This window comes from Bradyrhizobium sacchari (assembly GCF_002068095.1).
Classification (GTDB): domain Bacteria; phylum Pseudomonadota; class Alphaproteobacteria; order Rhizobiales; family Xanthobacteraceae; genus Bradyrhizobium; species Bradyrhizobium sacchari.
This window is the reverse complement of the sequence record NZ_LWIG01000008.1, coordinates 177,813-193,584: the sequence shown is the minus strand read 5'-3', so window position 1 is coordinate 193,584 and position 15,772 is coordinate 177,813. Positions and strand designations below refer to the sequence as shown.

Sequence of the window (15,772 nt, the reverse complement as noted above, 5' to 3'; positions counted from 1 at the left end):
AGCTCGCCGCCCGGATGCGGCGGCGCAATGCGCGCGCTGAGATCGCCGCGCCCGAGCTTCTTCGCCATCGCGGCGAGCCGCCCGACCTGACGCCCGACGCTCACGGTCGCAAGGATCCAGACGGCCCCCAGCAGCAGCAGCGAAGCCACGGTGAGGATCGCCAGATCCTCGTAGAGCCGGCGGTTCGCCGCCGCGACCAGCCCGTCCTTGGACCGTCCAACCAGGATGTAGAGACCGGCATCCCGGATCGCCGGCGAGCGGGCGGCGACACTCCAGACGTGGGTGCGGCCCGCGCCATCGGTGACCTCATGAAAGGACTCCCGGTCGGGCGCTGCCGCGAAGCGGAACAGTTCCGATCCCGCGATCGACCCGCCGACGGGCACGGACCAGCCTCCGCCGGAGGGAGCGACCAGAACGGTGCCCTTGCCGTCGACAAGCAGGACGTCCTTCTCGGCGAGCAGGCGCTTGTGATGGAACTCCGCGAATTGGCGCAAATTGAACGAAGCCAGCAGGATCAGCTTCAGTGCGCCCGCATCCGTCCGCACCGGATATGCGATCTGGAGCACCGATATTCCGGTCAGGCGGCCAAATACCGGTTCGAGCACGACGCGGTTCGAGACCAGGGCCTGCTTGAAATAGGCGCGATCCCTGAGATCGAGGCTGCGGTTGGTCCGCAGCGAGTCGCAGAACAGGCTGCCGTCGGGATCGATGGTCAATATTCCCGTGAACTGCGGATATTCCTCGCGCACTTCCGACAGGAACGCCGAGCACGCCGCCTTGTCGCGCGTGTCGAGGTCGCGGGCGCGGGCGAGACCGTAGTGAAGCTGCGCGGTGCCCTGGATCTTCTCGTTCAGGTCGCTTGCAATCTCGTCGGCCGCCGCCGCCAGATTGGTCAGGGCGGCGTTGATGTCGCTGCTGCGGTTCTGCATGAAGCGCAAGCCGACGAGGCTCGCGGGCACCAGCATGGCCGCGATGACGAGGATCAGTAGCCGGGTACGCAAGCTCATCGGTCGAATGGTCCGCTCGGGTCATCGCGTGTAGGGACGGAGGTACAATTTGCGGCACCGCCCTCCGCTCCGTCCATAGGCATAGTGCCGAAAAGCGAGGAAAGATTTTGACGCACACGTTTGGCGGGTGGCCGATGAGGCGCTGGCGGGCGTCCTGCGATACCGTCATCAACTCGTGCGTGCGTGCGGCCCGGGAGGGCGCTAATATCGACGTCGCGTGCGACGAAGATCGCGCCGGCAAAGGAGGAGGAATTCATGTCCATCTCGGGCAAAGTCGATCCGGTGGTGCGTCCCGTCGTTGCCACGGATATCGCCGAGGCGCTGGTCGAGGGCCTGCGCGACTTCCAGTCGCTGCCGCTCTACGGGCTTTGCTTCGGCGCGCTCTATGCCGCCGGCGGCATCGCCATCATGCTCTGCCTCACTGCCTTCGGCATGGTCTATCTTGTCTATCCGCTTGCCGCCGGTTTCGCGCTGATCGGCCCGTTCGTGGCGATCGGGCTCTACGAGGTCAGCCGCCGCCGCGAGCGCGGCGAGCCTGTCTCGTTCGGCGCGATCTGGTCGACGATACGCTCGCGCAGCGAAATCGGCTGGATGGCTTTCGTCACGCTGTTCGTGTTCGTGATCTGGATGTACCAGGTGCGGCTCTTGATCGCGCTGCTGCTCGGTCTGCATGCGTCGTTCTCGAGCCTGCAGGAATTCATGACGGTGGTGCTGACAACCAACGAGGGCCTGCTGTTCCTCGCCATCGGCAACGCGGTCGGCGCCGCACTGTCGCTGATCCTGTTCTCGCTGACCGTGGTGTCGTTTCCGTTGCTGCTCGATCGCGAGGTCGATTTCGTCACGGCGATGGTGACGAGCGTGCGCGCGGTGGTGACCAGCCCGCTGCCGATGATCGGCTGGGCGGCCGTGATTGTGATGCTGCTGATCGTCTCGGCGCTGCCGTACTTTCTCGGGCTGATCGTGACGCTGCCCGTGCTCGGGCACGCGACATGGCATCTGTATCGGCGTCTGGTGGTGCCGGTGCCGTAGTCGTCCTCGCGAATGCCAGGACCCATAGCCACCGAATGAACTTTGGCGAAGACTGGTCGCTCGTGCCAAACTCCTCCCTGGGGTTATGGGTCCCGGCATTCGCCGGGACGACAGCGGCCTACGGCGTCTTGATCCCCATCGCCTTCAGCGCATCGAGCATCCGCTGCGGCGGGCCCATTTTCACGACCAGCGGCTTGCCGGTCTCGAGCACGCTCTTGAGGCTGGAGAGGATCGCCGGCCAGCCCTGCCGTCCGCCTTCGAGGATGTCGTCGCTGAGCGGCCGGTCATGGCCCTCGCTCATGGTGAGGCGAACCGCATCGCCGACCTGTTCGATCTCGTAGGTCACGAGCGTCGGGCCGAGCTTCTCGATCAGCTCCGGCCAGTTGACGTTGAAGGTGACGGAGAGTTTTCGCGGCGGATCGTAAGCGAGGACCTCGCCGCTGATGTGCAGCGCGCCATCGGGCGTGCGCACGATAAACGCACCGCCAAGACGCGGCTCGACCTCCACGGTATTGCCGAAGAAGTACTGCCTGCTGAACTCGGCCGAGGTCAGCGCTTCCCACACTTTCTGCGGCGTCGAAGCGATGTAGATGGTGTAGACCGTGAGCGGTTTGAATTGATCGAGGTTCATTTTGCATCGAATCCCTTGTTCAGCGCTGCGCGCGGAATGCCGAGCAGCTTTCCGGTCTCCAACAGGCTCTTGAGCTGGGATAGGATCGCCGGCCAGCCGTTGGAGACGGCGCCGAGATATTTGCCGCCCTCGACGAAGCCGTCATGCAGCACGGTCAAACGCACGAGCGGGCCGAACGGTTCGATGGTGAAGACGACGCGCGAGATCGGCTCGCCCCGAAGCTCTTCGAATTTGTGGTGCTTGAAGCTATAGAACAGGCGCCGCGGCGGATCGGCCTCCAGAATCTCGCCGGAATCGGTGACCTCGCCGTCGAGCAGGAGCGCGAAGGGCGACCCGACCTTCCAGTCCGAGCGGACTTCGGCGCCGAACCAATATTGCCTGGTGAAATCGCTCGAGGTCAGCGCCTCCCACAGTTTTTCCGGCGTGGTCTCGATATAGCTCACATAGACGAATTGCGGCTTACTCATCGCGCTTCTCCAACTGGCGTTTCAACTCGCCGAGCGCTGCGAGCTTGCCGCGCTCGAACTTCCTGATCCAGCGTTCGCCGATCTGATGGATCGGCACCGGATTGAGGTAATGCAGCTTCTCGCGGCCGTGCCTGATGGTCGTGACCAGATTGGCCTCTTCGAGGATGACAAGGTGCTTTGTGACGGCCTGCCGCGACATCGCGAGGCCCTCGCAGAGTTCGTTCAGCGTCTGGCCGTTCCGGGCGTGAAGCCTGTCCAGCAGCGAGCGTCGTGACCCATCGGCGAGCGCTTTGAAGACCTCATCCATGGCAGCGACAATAGGCAACCAAATGGTTGCATGTCAAGTGATAGGTCATTCCGGAGCGACGCGTTGGCGTCGAATCTGGAATCTCGAGATTGGGATAACCGCTGCGCGGTTTCCGGAATGACGCGCAAGTGATCGTGTCTTTGGCGCACGCAATCAGCCGTGTTAGCCTCTCATCTCAGCCAACGCAGATTGGTTCCCGGGAGGACATCGATGTTCCGTTGCGTCTTGACTGCTGCAAGCCTCGTTCTTTTCGCCTGCAGCACCGTCGCCCACGCGCAGAAGCAGACGATCGGGGCGCCGCCGGAGGCTTCCAACATGAAGCTGGTCGGCTCCAACGACCTTCAGGCGCGCAGCGCCTATCAGCCGACCATCCATCATCAGGGCGAACGCTGGATCGCCTATATCGGCCATCACGGCGGCACCGACGATGTGCCCGCGCCCGTCAATCCGATCACGGGGCAAGCGGAGCCGAACGGAACCTCGATTGTCGACGTCACCGATCCCGCGCACCCCAAATATCTGCGGCATCTGCCGGGGCAGCCGGGCAAATATGAATCCGGCGGCGCACAGATGGTGCGGGTCTGCGACGGCAAGACCTTGCCGAAGGGCGATCCGAACGCAGTCTACATGCTGCGCACCTTCGGCAGCGAAGCGCATGAGATCTGGAACGTCACCGATCCCGCCAGCCCCGTGCTCATCACGCGTATTGGCGGCTTGAAGGACACGCACAAGAGCTGGTGGGAATGCGACACCGGCATTGCCCTTCTGGTTTCGGGTGCGCCGGACTGGCGCTCGCGGCGGATGACGCAGGTCTATGATCTCTCCGATCCCGCGCATCCGCAGAAGATCCGCGACTTCGGCCTGCCGGGCCAGGAGCCGGGCTCGACCGGCCCGGTGCCGACCGAATTGCACGGGCCGATCTCGACCGGGCCGAACGGCAACCGCGTCTATTTCGGCTACGGCACCAACAAGGGCGGCATTTTGCAGATCGTCGATCGCGAGAAGCTCCTGACCGGGCCGAAGGAGCCGACGGCGGACAATCTGCGCTTTCCCGAGATTGGGCGCTTGCCGATGTCCGCCTTCAACGGCGCCCACACCACGTTCCCGATGCTCGACATGCCCGTTGCGGAGTTTGCCGAGGACAAGGACGGCAAGATGCGCGACATCGTCATGATCGTGGACGAGGCGATCCTCAATGAGTGCGGCGAGGCGCGGCAGATGGTGTGGTTCGCCGATGTCACCACCGAAACGCGGCCGATGGTGATCTCGAGTTATACCGTGCCGGAGGCGAGCGGGCAGTTCTGCCAGCGCGGCGGCCGCTTCGGCTCGCATTCGTCGAATGAGAGCATGGCGCCGGTCTATTACAAGAAGATGGCCTTCATCGCCTTCTTCAACGCCGGCGTACGCGCGCTCGACATCCGCGATCCCTATCATCCGAAGGAAGTCGGCTATTTCATCCCGGCGGTCACCGCGGCGACCGACAAGCGCTGCATTCCCGTCGAAGGCGGCGAGCGCTGCAAGGTCGCGATCCAGACCAACAATGTCGAGACCGATGATCGCGGCTACATCTACATCGTCGACCGCGCCAATACCGGCCTGCATATCCTCGAATTGACGGGTCCGGCGCGCGCTGTTGCCGGTCTGCCGAGGAACTGACGATGCGGCGCGCCCGCTTCCACATTCTCCACTGTCATCTCCCGCGTGGGCGGGGGATCCAACATTCCAGAGACGCATGTGGGATGCGGAGAGGCCGCAGCGTACTGGATACCCCGCCTTCGCGGAGTATGACAGCTGCGATTGAGGAGCCTTCCGTTCCCGCCCCTCCCATGCATTAATACCCCCGATCCGCCCTCAGCCGAGTCTTTCCCATGATGTCCATGCAAGCCTATCTCGCCTTCGTCGCCGCCTGCATTGCGCTGGCGTTGCTGCCGGGTCCGATCGTCACCCTGGTCATCGCCAACGGGCTGCGCCATGGCACGCGTGCGGCGCTGACCAACGTTGCCGGCGCGCAGGCCGGTCTTGCCATCGTCATCGGCATCGTCGCGATCGGCCTGACCTCGCTGATGGCGACCATGGGCTACTGGTTCGACTGGGTGCGCTTTGCCGGCGCGGCCTATCTGGTCTGGCTCGGCATCAGGCTGATCTGGGCGCCGGTCGAAGGCGTCGATGTCGACGAGCCGCCGGCGCCACCGCGCGGCGGGTTTTTCCTGCAGGGTTTCCTGGTGCTGCTGTCGAACCCGAAAGTGCTGGTGTTCTTCGGTGCCTTCATCCCGCAATTCATGGACATGAACCAGCCGCACTTTCCGCAGGTCGCGCTGCTGGGCATAACCTTCATGGTCACCGCGGTGATGACGGATGCGCTCTACGCCATCGCCGCGGGCCGGGCCCGGAAATTCTTCTCGGCCCGCCGCACCCGGATGATGTCGCGCATCTCCGGCGGCTTCATGATCGGCGGCGGTATCTGGTTGGCGCTGACCCGGGCGAAATGAGCGGAGGCATGATCCGGAAAAGTTGCGCAGCGGTTTTCCGAAAAGATCATGCCTAGACAACAAGCTAAAGCGCGATGATGGTTCATTCCAATTTCATCGCGCCTTAGCCCGGTTGAACCTCTGGCGGTGGCTGTGCGTCCAAGGAAGCATTGCCGCTGACCAAGGGTTTTGACCGTGCCGAATTTGCCCCCGCTCGTATACGCGATGCTGCTTGCGCCGCTCGCGCTCATCCTGATTGCCGCAATCGTCAAGACCTGGCAGGCTCGCGAGGCGCGAACCTGGCCGCAGGCCGCGGGCAAGGTCGTCACCTCGGTCGCCGAGGTGCGCGAGGTCAAGGTGTCCGACGATGAGCGCGAGGACGGCTATCGCACCGAGAGCCGCAACTTCGCCAACGTCACTTACGAATATTCAGTCGGCGGCCGCAAGCTGCGCTGCAACCGCATCTCGATCGGTGAGGACCTCGGCAATTTCCAGGTCGCCGAGAAGCTCGCGAAATATCCCGCGGGCAGCATCGTCACGGTCTACTACAATCCGCGCCATCCCGATCAGGCCGTGCTGGAGCGCGACCTGCCCAAGGGGCTGTGGGGCTGCCTCGGCATCGGTTCGGCGATCGTGCTCGCCATCATCTTCGGCTCGGTCTTCGGCCTCAACCAGAGCTACCAATATCTCGCCCATCACATCGGCCGGCCCGATCTTGCCGGCCTCGTCGTCGCCTTCGGTGCGTTCGGCCTCGTCATCGCGCTGATGGCCTGGGCCGTGCAGCGGCAGGCGTCGATGGCGACGCGCTGGCCGGTCGTGCCCGGCACGGTCAAGCTGTCGGGCATCGAGGAATATCACGAGGCCAGCGAGCCCGGCGAGGCGCGCGGCCTTGAGATGTTCGGCAAGCGCGTGACCTACACCTATCGCTACCAGAACATCAGCTACACCAATGAATGCGCGCGCGTGGCGGCGGAAACGCCGTCGGCTTCCGACGAGATGCTGAAGAAGCTGATGTCGCGCTACCAGGACGGTGCGACCGTCGAGGTCCGTGTCAATCCCGACAATCCGGCCGAGGCCACGCTCGATGCCCGCGGCGACGGCCGCATGGCCTACGTGCTGTGGGGCATCGCCGCGATCTTCGCCGCGCTGGCGCTGTTCGTGGCGACCCGCGGCGGTTGACCCTCGCCTCTCCGAAAAGCGGGGCGAGGGAGCGCACGGGTCGGCTTGGCTGCCTATACCAACAGCTCGGCCCTCAGCTCCACCTCGATGTCCGCAAAAACCCTTGCCAGGCGCTCGGCCCATTGCTGCTGGCCGGACTGGTCCGCGATCAGGTCCTGACGAATCTCGATGCCGGTGTTGACGAGGCCGCGGGCTTCGCCATGCACGGGGATGGTGTAATCGGTGAGATCGCTCACCGCATAGGGCTCGTTGTCGCCGACGACGAGATCGCCCTCGCGGCGCAGATGTTTCAGCAACAGTCGCGGCAGCACCGGGTCGCGGTTGTACAGCGCGCCGATGTGCCAAGGCCGTGCGACGCCGGCATAGACAGGCGTGAAGCTGTGCAGCGACACCAGCACTGTTGGCCGCTTGTCGTGCAGACGGCGGCCGATCGTGGTGTCGATGTGATGATGATAGGGCTCGAAGATCTCGCGCCGCCGCGCGCTGCGCTCGGCGTCGGAGATGGCTTCGTTGCGCGGGATCGTGGTTGCCTCTGATATCACGGGGATCGAGCTGGTGACGCCAGGCGGACGGTTGCAGTCGATCACGAGCCGCGAATAGCGTTGCGCGATCAGATGCGCATCGAGCATTGCCGCGAGGCGCTCGGAGACACCGGCAATGCCGATGTCCCAGCCGATGTGCCGGACAAGCTCGCTCTCGGGAATGCCGAGATCGCCGAGCGCGCGCGGCAATGCGCGTCCGTAATGATCGGAGGTGAGCAGGAAGGGTGATGTGCCTTCTGCATTCACCTCATGCACTGGCGGAATGTCACCCTCGCCGAGCAGTTGATCGGCCGCGCCGGCTGTGTCTAAAGCCATCCTGATTGCCTATGGAAAATGCAGTCAACCCGAAAATTGGGCAGGAATCGGTATAGATTGGTCTGCCCAAAATCACCATGATTGCCGGACGATGCCGCTGCTCACGATTCATCACAAGACCGAATATCGCTACAACCGCCCCGTGGCGTTCGGCGAACACCGCATCATGCTGCGTCCGCGTGACGGGCATGATTTGCGCGTGCTCGATTCCAGGCTCGAGATCTCGCTTGAGCCGATGTCGCTGCGCTGGATCCACGACGTGTTCGGCAACTCGGTCGCCATCGCCAGTTTCGACGAGCGCGCGGACCATCTGACCTTCGACTGGCACGTCACCGTCGAGCACAATCCCGTCGACGAGTTCGCGCTGACCGCGGACGATGCCGCCTATTTCTATCCGTATGTCTATGACGACGAGGAGTTTGCCGATCTCGTCCAGTACATCACGCCGCAATATGCCGATCCCGACGGCGAGATCGCGGCATGGGCGCGCGCCTTCCTCGACGAGGAGGCGCCGACGCCGACGTTCAAGATCCTGAGCGGCATGACACACGCCATCCGCAAGCAGTTCAAGTACCGCAAGCGTCACGAGCCCGGCACCCAGCATCCGCTCGATACCCTGCAGTCGGGCACAGGAACCTGCCGGGACTATGCGCTGTTCATGATAGAGGCGCTGCGTCAGCTCGGCATCGCCGCGCGGTTCGTCTCCGGCTACATCTTCGTGCCGGAGGACATCGCGCAGCGCCATGTCGGCGGCGGCTCGACGCATGCATGGGTGCAGGTCTACCTGCCGAGCGCGGGCTGGATCGAGTTCGATCCGACCAACGGCATCGTCGGCACCCGGGACCTCATCCGTGTCGCGGTCGCCCGCGATCCGCGCCAGGCGATCCCGCTGCACGGCGTCTATATCGGTTCCGAAGAGGCCTTCGATGTCATGGAAGTGAACATCAAGGTGGTTTCGGACGACCAAGGCAGCGACGCAGAGATGGAGGCAGAGGTTTCATAGATGGAGATCAAGGTCGGCTTCGAGATCACCTACGCGGCGGTGCAGCCGACACCGATGGTGATCATGCTGAATATCCACCCCTCACGGCAGGCCGATATCATCGGCCGGGAGACGGTGGTTGCCGAGCCCGACGTTCCCATCCGCTTCTATCGCGATGGTTTCGGCAATGTGTGCGGCCGCCTGATGGCGCCGGCCGGCGGCGTGACGCTGAAAGGCAGCGCGCTGGTGCGAGACGGCGGCCTTCCCGACGAGGTGATGCCGGACGCGCAGCAGATCCCGATCGAAGAGCTGCCGAACGAGCTGCTGCTCTATCTGATGCCGAGCCGCTATTGCGAGACCGACAAGCTCACCGACATCGCCTGGTCGCTGTTCGCCAAGACGGAGCCCGGTTGGGATCGGGTCGCGGCGATCACCGCGTTCGTGCATCAGCACGTCACCTTCGGCTACGAGCACGCCCATCACATGAAGTCGGCGCACGACGTCTACGAGCAGAAGACCGGCGTCTGCCGCGACTTCGCGCACCTGGCCGTCGCGCTCTGCCGCTGCATGGGCATCCCTGCGCGCTACTGCACCGGCTATATGGGCGACATCGGCATCCCGCCCGAACCGTTCCCGATGGATTTCTCCGGCTGGTTTCAGGTCTGGCTTTCTGGCCGATGGTTCACCTTCGACGCCCGCCACAATGTCCCCCGCATCGGCCGCATCCTGATGGCCACGGGCCGCGACGCCGCCGACGTCGCGCTGTCGACCAGCTTTGGCCGGATGGAGCTGAAGAAGTTCGAGGTGGTGAGCTATGAGGTGGTCGACGCGGATGCGGTGAAGGCGGGGTGAGGGGGCTGCTCCGACCTCGTCGTTGCGAGCGAAGCAATCCAGTCTGTTTCCGCGGTGACAGTCTGGATTGCTTCGTCGCAAGAGCTCCTCGCAATGACGGTGGTGGGCACGATGCTTCCCAACGTATAGCGCTGTCTTTCCACCTCATGGACAGCTATAGACCCCCATGACCTCCAATCGTCTCTTCGTCTACGGCACCCTGATGCGCGGCTTTGACCATCCGATGGCGCGACTGCTTGCGCAGCACGCGGACTTCGTCGGCGAAGCGACCTGCCGCGGGCGGCTGTTCCTCATCAAGCATTATCCGGGATTGCTGCTGTCGAATGCAGCGTCCGACCTCGTCCATGGCGAGCTGTTCCAGCTGCGCGTGCCCGACGAGCTCTTGCGCGAGCTCGACATGTATGAAGCCTGCGGCGAAGGCTTTCCGGAGCCGACCGAATATCTGCGCGAGCTGATCGAGGTGACGCTGCCGGACGGCACGACCGCCAAGGCCTGGACCTATGTCTACAACTGGCCCGTCACCGATCTGCCCCGCATCGCGTCCGGTCGTTTTCTCGACCACTAGTCGCTTCTTGAGCGTGATCTCGTCGGAAAACCGCTGCGCACTTTTCCGGATCACGCTCTAAGCCGACAGCACTTCCTTCACCACGCGCACGTCGACCTCGCGCTCGACATAGCTCCATTCCTCGGTCTGCCTGAGCATCGCCACCAGTTCCTCGAACAGCGAGGCATCCGCGGGGGCGTATTCGAACCAGGTCAGGAAGTCGAAGGGCTCGCCGAGGTCGCGGCAGTGATAGAGCTGGCGCGCGATCGCGGGCAGGAAGCGCAGGCTGCCGGCAATGTGGTGCGACCTGTCCTCGAAGATCTTGCGACGCTCTTCCTGGGTCAGATCCCACCAGGCCTGCGATTTGCGGATCGGGATCAGCGCCGCGCTGGTGGCTTCCACCCGGCCGAGCCCGGCCTGCACGGCCACGAGCTGCTCCTTCTCGGGCCGCTCGGTGTAGCGCAAGCTGCTGGCAACGCCGACCAGCCGCCAGGCATTGCGCGAGGGCACCAGCGGCAACGAGACCGCGTCGCTGTCGGTCACCGACAGCGCCGGGACGAAGGGCAGGGGCTCGCCCGTCACGGCTGAAATCGAGGTGACGCGCCAGCCCCCGCTGTGGCCGCCTCGAAAGGTCCTGAACATGGGGATATGGAAGCGTGGAACCGGGCGGGGTTCAAGTGGCTCTCTCCACGTCATTCCGGGTTCGCCCTGCAGGCGTCCCGGAATGACGGCGGAAAATGACGGAGACCCTGTGCATAGGTCGAATAACCCGGATAAGCCCGACAAACCTGACTTTTGCCGAAGCGGCCCCTATATCCCTGATCCTTCGCCCGACTCACCCCGGTTCGCGCTAGACACAGCCCATGCGCTTCACGCCCCAGTTCCTCGACGAGCTTCGTGCCCGGCTTTCGGTCTCCGAAGTCGTGGGCAAGCGCGTCAAGCTGAAGAAGGCAGGGCGGGAGTGGAAGGGGCTGTCGCCGTTCCAGCAGGAGAAGACGCCGTCCTTCTACGTCAACGACCAGAAGGGTTTTTACCACGATTTCTCCTCGGGCAAACACGGCGACATCATCAACTTCGTGATGGAGACCGACGGGCTGCCGTTTGCGGAAGCCGTCGAACGGCTTGCGAACATGGCGGGCCTGCCGCTGCCGGCGGTGACGCCCAACGCGGCGCGCGAGGAGCAGCGGCGGCGCTCGCTGCATGACGTCATGGATCTCGCGGCAAAATTCTTTGCGGAGACGCTGGCCTCACGCGTCGGTGCGAAAGCGCGCGGCTATCTCGCCGACCGCGCCATCTCGCCGGCGACGCAATTGCAGTTTCGCCTCGGCTATGCCCCGCCCGATCGCTTCGCGCTGAAGGAGCATCTCGGCAAGCTCGGCGTCTCCGTCGAGGACATGGTCGAGACCGGCCTGCTGATCGGCGGCGATGACATCCCGGTGCCCTACGACCGCTTCCGCGACCGCGTGATGTTTCCGATCACGGATTTGCGCGGCCGTGTCATCGCATTCGGCGGGCGTGCGCTGGAGAAGGACGTTCCGGCAAAATACCTGAACTCGCCGGAAACGCCGCTCTTCCACAAGGGCGACAATCTCTACAATCACCAGGCCGCGCGCAAAGCCACCTATGACGGCGGCGCGCTGATCGTGGTCGAAGGCTATGTCGACGTCATCGCCATGGTTACCGCGGGCTTTGCCGGCGCCGTCGCGCCGCTCGGCACTGCGCTGACGGAAAGTCAGCTCGCGCTGCTCTGGAAGATGGCGGACGAGCCGATCCTCTGCTTCGACGGCGACCGCGCCGGACAGAAGGCGGCCTATCGTGCCGCCGATCTCGCGCTGCCCTTCCTTAGCCCCGGCAAGAGCCTGCGCATTGCGCTGTTGCCGGAAGGGCAGGACCCCGACGATCTCGTGCGCTCCGGTGGCCGGGGTGCGATGGAGGAGGTGATCGCGGCGGCGCGTCCGCTCGCCGACATGATCTGGTCGCGCGAGCTCGAAGGTGGCAACTTTGCCACGCCCGAGCGCCGCGCCGCGCTGGAGGCGCGGATCAAGGAGCTGACCAACGGCATCCGCGACGAGGTGGTGCGGCGCTACTACAGAGACGACTTCGTCGAGCGGCTGCAGCGCACTTTTGCGCCCGAGGGCGGGCGTGGCGGCTTCGGCGGCCGCGGCAGTTTCCGCCCCGGCGGCGGCCGGTCATTCCAGCCGCGGAGCGGGAGCGGTGCGAATCGATTCGGGGGCCAGGGATTCGGCGGAGGATTTGGCGGCGGCCGCCGCGGTCCGCCGGGGCCGACCCTCTTGCCCTCCGGCCCCTACCAGGCGGCGAGCCCGCAGCTGGCGGCGAGCCCGATCATGAAGGGCCAGCGCAGCGCCATCTCCCGCCGGGAGGCCCTGATCCTGCAGTGCCTGATCAACCACCCCTGGCTGCTGCACGACCATCTTGAGGAGGTGGCCGCCCTGGAGCTGGCCCATCCCGAGGCCCACAAGCTCCGGGCCGCCATTATCAGCGCCTTCGTCAACGACCATTACCACTCGCCGGACCCCGAGGAGCAGGCCGAGAAGATGCGCGGCGACCTCGCGAAGGGTGGGTTTTCTCAAGTTCTTCAAAGGGTTGAAGGTGCCATCACCACCGCGGCGGTGTGGGGGGCCCGCGAGGGGGCGGCGCGGGATGACGTTCTTGCGACGTGGCATCAGCTGGTCGCCTTGCATCGGCAATGGCATTCACTACTTAGAGAGCTGAAGGACGCCGAGCTGGCCTTGGGGGAGGACCCCAGCGAGGCCAATTTGGCATGGCTGCGTGACGTCAAGGCCCGGATGGCCGAAGTTGACGGTACCGAGGCCCTGATCGAGGGTTTTGGCGAGCTGTCAGGTCGGTTCCAGAAGAGCGTGTGATGAAGAATCATGCGGACGGCCATGGCCGGAACCGCTAAAAGACTCGCCAAATCCAAGGTTTGGCGGCAAAAACAGGGTTAATCGAGGCTTAACGGTCTTGTAGCACTTTGGCCCAGAGGCGGCCGCAGGCAGAACAGACGCGTCAGGAATGAATCCGCGCAATAGCTGTTGGCACTACACCTGCATCCGCCGCGACAAAGAGGCTCACGAAGCGTTAGGCAAATCCGGCGAGAGAGAGTTGGGGGTGGCGAGAGACATGCGCGCCGCCCTTTCCGTGTCGAGAGCTGCCGAAGCGAGAGCGTCGAGCAACAGGTTCAAGTGAATTCACGCGGGCGCGCGATCGTCTCGCATGAAGCGCGTTTAGGAGCAATGGATGGCCACCAAGGCAAAGACGCTGCAGGCGAAGGACAAGGAAAAAGACGACAAGGCAGCGGACGCGCCGGAGAAGGACTCCCAGGACGCGCCGTCTCCCTTGCTCGATCTGTCCGATGCGGCAGTGAAGAAGATGATCAAGCAGGCCAAGAAGCGCGGCTTCGTGACCTTCGATCAGCTCAACGAAGTCTTGCCGTCCGACCAGACCTCGCCCGAACAGATCGAGGACATCATGTCGATGCTCTCGGACATGGGCATCAACGTCACCGAAGCCGACGACAGCGAAGGCGAGGAGGACAAGGACGAGGGCGGCGAGGACGAGACCGACAACGAACTCGTCGAGGTCACCCAGAAGGCCGTCACCGAGGTCAAGAAGAGCGAGCCGGGCGAGCGTACCGACGATCCCGTGCGCATGTATCTGCGCGAGATGGGCACGGTCGAGCTGCTCTCCCGCGAAGGCGAAATCGCCATCGCCAAGCGCATCGAGGCCGGCCGCGAGGCGATGATCGCAGGCCTCTGCGAAAGCCCGCTGACCTTCCAGGCCATCATCATCTGGCGCGACGAGCTCAACGAAGGCAAGATCTTCCTCCGCGACATCATCGATCTCGAAGCGACCTATGCCGGGCCCGACGCCAAGGGCGGCATGAACACCGCGATGATCAGCGGCCCTGCCGGTGAAGGCGGCGAAGCCCCGGCCGAGGGCGGTGAGGTCGCAGCCGCGACCGGCGCTGCGCCCGCCCATGTCGCCCCGCCCGCAGCTCCGCCGTCGCCGACCCCGTTCCGCGCTGCGCCCGCCGCCGGCAACGGCGAAGCCGAGAAGGATCCGGGCGAGGCCGCCGCCGAAGCCGACATGGACGAGGACGACGAGTTCGAGAACCAGATGTCGCTCGCGGCGATCGAGGCCGAGCTCAAGCCGAAGGTCGTCGAGATCTTCGACAAGATCGCCGAGAGCTACAAGAAGCTGCGCAAGCTCCAGGAGCAGGACATCCAGAACCAGCTCGAGAGCACCTCGCACGGGCCCTCGCTTTCGCCGCACCAGGAGCGCAAGTACCGCAAGCTCAAGGACGAGATCATCGTCGAGGTGAAGTCGCTGCGCCTCAACCAGGCGCGCATCGACTCGCTGGTCGAGCAGCTCTACGACATCAACAAGCGCCTCGTCTCGCATGAGGGCCGCCTGATGCGCCTGGCCGACAGCCACGGCGTCGCGCGCGAGGACTTCTTGCGCAATTACACCGGCTCGGAGCTCGATCCGCGCTGGCTCAACCGCGTCTCGAAACTCTCGGCCAAGGGCTGGAAGAACTTCGTCCACCACGAGAAGGACCGCATCAAGGACCTTCGCCACGAGGTGCATCAGCTTGCGGCCCTCACCGGTCTCGAGATCGTCGAGTTCCGCAAGATCGTGCACTCCGTGCAGAAGGGCGAGCGCGAAGCACGCCAGGCCAAGAAGGAGATGGTGGAAGCCAACCTCCGTCTCGTGATCTCGATCGCCAAGAAGTACACCAACCGCGGCCTGCAGTTCCTCGACCTGATCCAGGAAGGCAATATCGGCCTGATGAAGGCCGTTGATAAATTCGAGTACCGCCGCGGCTACAAGTTCTCGACCTACGCCACGTGGTGGATCCGGCAGGCGATCACCCGCTCGATCGCCGACCAGGCGCGCACCATCCGCATCCCCGTGCACATGATCGAGACGATCAACAAGATCGTGCGCACGAGCCGCCAGATGCTCAACGAGATCGGCCGCGAGCCGACCCCGGAAGAGCTCGCCGAGAAGCTCGGCATGCCGTTGGAGAAGGTCCGCAAGGTTCTCAAGATCGCCAAGGAGCCGCTCTCGCTCGAGACGCCCGTCGGTGACGAAGAGGATTCACATCTCGGCGATTTCATCGAGGACAAGAACGCGATCCTCCCCATCGACGCCGCGATCCAGTCGAACCTCCGCGAGACCACCACGCGCGTGCTCGCCTCGCTCACCCCGCGCGAAGAGCGCGTCCTGCGCATGCGCTTCGGCATCGGCATGAACACCGACCACACGCTGGAAGAAGTCGGCCAGCAGTTCTCGGTGACGCGCGAACGCATCCGCCAGATCGAAGCCAAGGCGCTGCGCAAGCTGAAGCATCCGTCGCGGTCGCGGAAGCTGCGGAGCTTCTTGGACAACTGATCGAAACCAACGATCCAAAACAAAACGGCGGGCC

Annotated in this window: 15 protein-coding genes; 9 read left to right on the top strand and 6 right to left on the bottom strand. The window is 64.2% G+C overall.

What is annotated here, in order from left to right:
• The coding region (locus A5906_RS44265; protein WP_245326700.1) for a PDC sensor domain-containing protein at positions 1 to 1,007 on the bottom strand (1,007 nt) is incomplete at its 3' end.
• A gap of 255 nt (positions 1,008 to 1,262) precedes the next feature.
• Here A5906_RS44265 and A5906_RS12100 point away from each other — a divergent pair.
• Positions 1,263 to 2,036: a DUF2189 domain-containing protein gene (locus A5906_RS12100; protein ID WP_080135424.1), complete on the top strand. Its 774-nt coding sequence runs from the start codon at positions 1,263 to 1,265 to the stop codon at positions 2,034 to 2,036.
• Positions 2,037 to 2,154: 118 nt separating this feature from the next.
• On the opposite strand, the gene A5906_RS12095 is transcribed toward A5906_RS12100, so the two are convergent.
• The 3 genes from A5906_RS12095 to A5906_RS12085 are packed head-to-tail and all read right to left on the bottom strand — an operon-like array spanning position 2,155 to position 3,441.
• Complete coding sequence (locus A5906_RS12095) at positions 2,155 to 2,667, bottom strand: SRPBCC family protein (RefSeq protein ID WP_080135423.1); 513 nt, start codon at positions 2,665 to 2,667, stop codon at positions 2,155 to 2,157.
• Positions 2,664 to 3,134, bottom strand: coding sequence for an SRPBCC family protein (locus tag A5906_RS12090; RefSeq protein WP_080135422.1), 471 nt, complete (start codon positions 3,132 to 3,134; stop codon positions 2,664 to 2,666). The genes A5906_RS12095 and A5906_RS12090 overlap by 4 nt, the downstream gene beginning before the upstream one ends.
• A complete protein-coding gene (locus tag A5906_RS12085; protein ID WP_080135421.1) occupies positions 3,127 to 3,441 on the bottom strand; it encodes an ArsR/SmtB family transcription factor in 315 nt (104 codons plus the stop codon). Before A5906_RS12085 ends, A5906_RS12090 begins: the two co-directional genes overlap by 8 nt.
• Before the next feature lie 210 nt (positions 3,442 to 3,651).
• Here A5906_RS12085 and A5906_RS12080 point away from each other — a divergent pair, with 210 nt between their 5' ends.
• From A5906_RS12080 to A5906_RS12070, 3 genes are all read left to right on the top strand, one after another.
• Positions 3,652 to 5,097 (top strand): LVIVD repeat-containing protein, encoded by a 1,446-nt coding sequence (locus tag A5906_RS12080; RefSeq protein WP_080135420.1) that lies wholly within the window; start codon positions 3,652 to 3,654, stop codon positions 5,095 to 5,097.
• A 212-nt stretch (positions 5,098 to 5,309) separates the two neighbouring features.
• A complete protein-coding gene (locus A5906_RS12075; protein WP_080135419.1) occupies positions 5,310 to 5,930 on the top strand; it encodes a LysE family translocator in 621 nt (206 codons plus the stop codon).
• A 174-nt stretch (positions 5,931 to 6,104) separates the two neighbouring features.
• Positions 6,105 to 7,088, top strand: a complete 984-nt coding sequence (locus tag A5906_RS12070; RefSeq protein WP_080135530.1) for a DUF3592 domain-containing protein — start codon at positions 6,105 to 6,107, stop codon at positions 7,086 to 7,088.
• 53 nt (positions 7,089 to 7,141) lie between these two features.
• Here A5906_RS12070 and A5906_RS12065 read toward each other — a convergent pair whose 3' ends face one another.
• Positions 7,142 to 7,945 carry an N-formylglutamate amidohydrolase gene (locus A5906_RS12065; RefSeq protein WP_080135418.1) on the bottom strand — a complete coding sequence of 268 codons (804 nt, stop codon included), beginning with the start codon at positions 7,943 to 7,945 and terminating at the stop codon, positions 7,142 to 7,144.
• Positions 7,946 to 8,036: 91 nt separating this feature from the next.
• Between A5906_RS12065 and A5906_RS12060 the strand changes: the two genes are divergently transcribed.
• The 3 genes from A5906_RS12060 to A5906_RS12050 all read left to right on the top strand — a co-directional run bounded on the left by A5906_RS12060 (position 8,037) and on the right by A5906_RS12050 (position 10,344).
• Entirely contained in the window at positions 8,037 to 8,948 is a 912-nt protein-coding gene (locus A5906_RS12060) for a transglutaminase family protein (protein ID WP_080135417.1), read from the top strand.
• Complete coding sequence (locus A5906_RS12055; RefSeq protein WP_080135416.1) at positions 8,949 to 9,779, top strand: transglutaminase-like domain-containing protein; 831 nt, start codon at positions 8,949 to 8,951, stop codon at positions 9,777 to 9,779.
• A 166-nt stretch (positions 9,780 to 9,945) separates the two neighbouring features.
• Positions 9,946 to 10,344 (top strand): gamma-glutamylcyclotransferase family protein, encoded by a 399-nt coding sequence (locus A5906_RS12050; protein WP_080135415.1) that lies wholly within the window; start codon positions 9,946 to 9,948, stop codon positions 10,342 to 10,344.
• A gap of 57 nt (positions 10,345 to 10,401) precedes the next feature.
• Here A5906_RS12050 and A5906_RS12045 read toward each other — a convergent pair whose 3' ends face one another.
• Positions 10,402 to 10,965 carry a chlorite dismutase family protein gene (locus A5906_RS12045; RefSeq protein WP_080135414.1) on the bottom strand — a complete coding sequence of 188 codons (564 nt, stop codon included), beginning with the start codon at positions 10,963 to 10,965 and terminating at the stop codon, positions 10,402 to 10,404.
• Between the two features lie 221 nt (positions 10,966 to 11,186).
• On the opposite strand from A5906_RS12045, the gene dnaG reads away from it, so the two are divergent.
• Together dnaG and rpoD are read left to right on the top strand one after the other, a co-directional pair.
• On the top strand, positions 11,187 to 13,208 hold the full coding sequence (gene dnaG / locus A5906_RS12040; protein WP_080135413.1) for a DNA primase: 2,022 nt from the start codon (positions 11,187 to 11,189) through the stop codon (positions 13,206 to 13,208).
• Between the two features lie 373 nt (positions 13,209 to 13,581).
• Positions 13,582 to 15,738: an RNA polymerase sigma factor RpoD gene (gene rpoD / locus A5906_RS12035; protein ID WP_080135412.1), complete on the top strand. Its 2,157-nt coding sequence runs from the start codon at positions 13,582 to 13,584 to the stop codon at positions 15,736 to 15,738.
• Positions 15,739 to 15,772: the final 34 nt, after the last annotated feature.

Coding starts and splice junctions, on each gene's coding strand:
- A5906_RS12100 (WP_080135424.1), top strand. CDS start 1,263: ATGTCCATCTCGGGCAAAGTCGATCCGGTGGTGCGTCCCGTCGTTGCC.
- A5906_RS12095 (WP_080135423.1), bottom strand. CDS start 2,667: ATGAACCTCGATCAATTCAAACCGCTCACGGTCTACACCATCTACATC.
- A5906_RS12090 (WP_080135422.1), bottom strand. CDS start 3,134: ATGAGTAAGCCGCAATTCGTCTATGTGAGCTATATCGAGACCACGCCG.
- A5906_RS12085 (WP_080135421.1), bottom strand. CDS start 3,441: ATGGATGAGGTCTTCAAAGCGCTCGCCGATGGGTCACGACGCTCGCTG.
- A5906_RS12080 (WP_080135420.1), top strand. CDS start 3,652: ATGTTCCGTTGCGTCTTGACTGCTGCAAGCCTCGTTCTTTTCGCCTGC.
- A5906_RS12075 (WP_080135419.1), top strand. CDS start 5,310: ATGATGTCCATGCAAGCCTATCTCGCCTTCGTCGCCGCCTGCATTGCG.
- A5906_RS12065 (WP_080135418.1), bottom strand. CDS start 7,945: ATGGCTTTAGACACAGCCGGCGCGGCCGATCAACTGCTCGGCGAGGGT.
- A5906_RS12060 (WP_080135417.1), top strand. CDS start 8,037: ATGCCGCTGCTCACGATTCATCACAAGACCGAATATCGCTACAACCGC.
- A5906_RS12055 (WP_080135416.1), top strand. CDS start 8,949: ATGGAGATCAAGGTCGGCTTCGAGATCACCTACGCGGCGGTGCAGCCG.
- A5906_RS12050 (WP_080135415.1), top strand. CDS start 9,946: ATGACCTCCAATCGTCTCTTCGTCTACGGCACCCTGATGCGCGGCTTT.
- A5906_RS12045 (WP_080135414.1), bottom strand. CDS start 10,965: ATGTTCAGGACCTTTCGAGGCGGCCACAGCGGGGGCTGGCGCGTCACC.
- dnaG (WP_080135413.1), top strand. CDS start 11,187: ATGCGCTTCACGCCCCAGTTCCTCGACGAGCTTCGTGCCCGGCTTTCG.
- rpoD (WP_080135412.1), top strand. CDS start 13,582: ATGGCCACCAAGGCAAAGACGCTGCAGGCGAAGGACAAGGAAAAAGAC.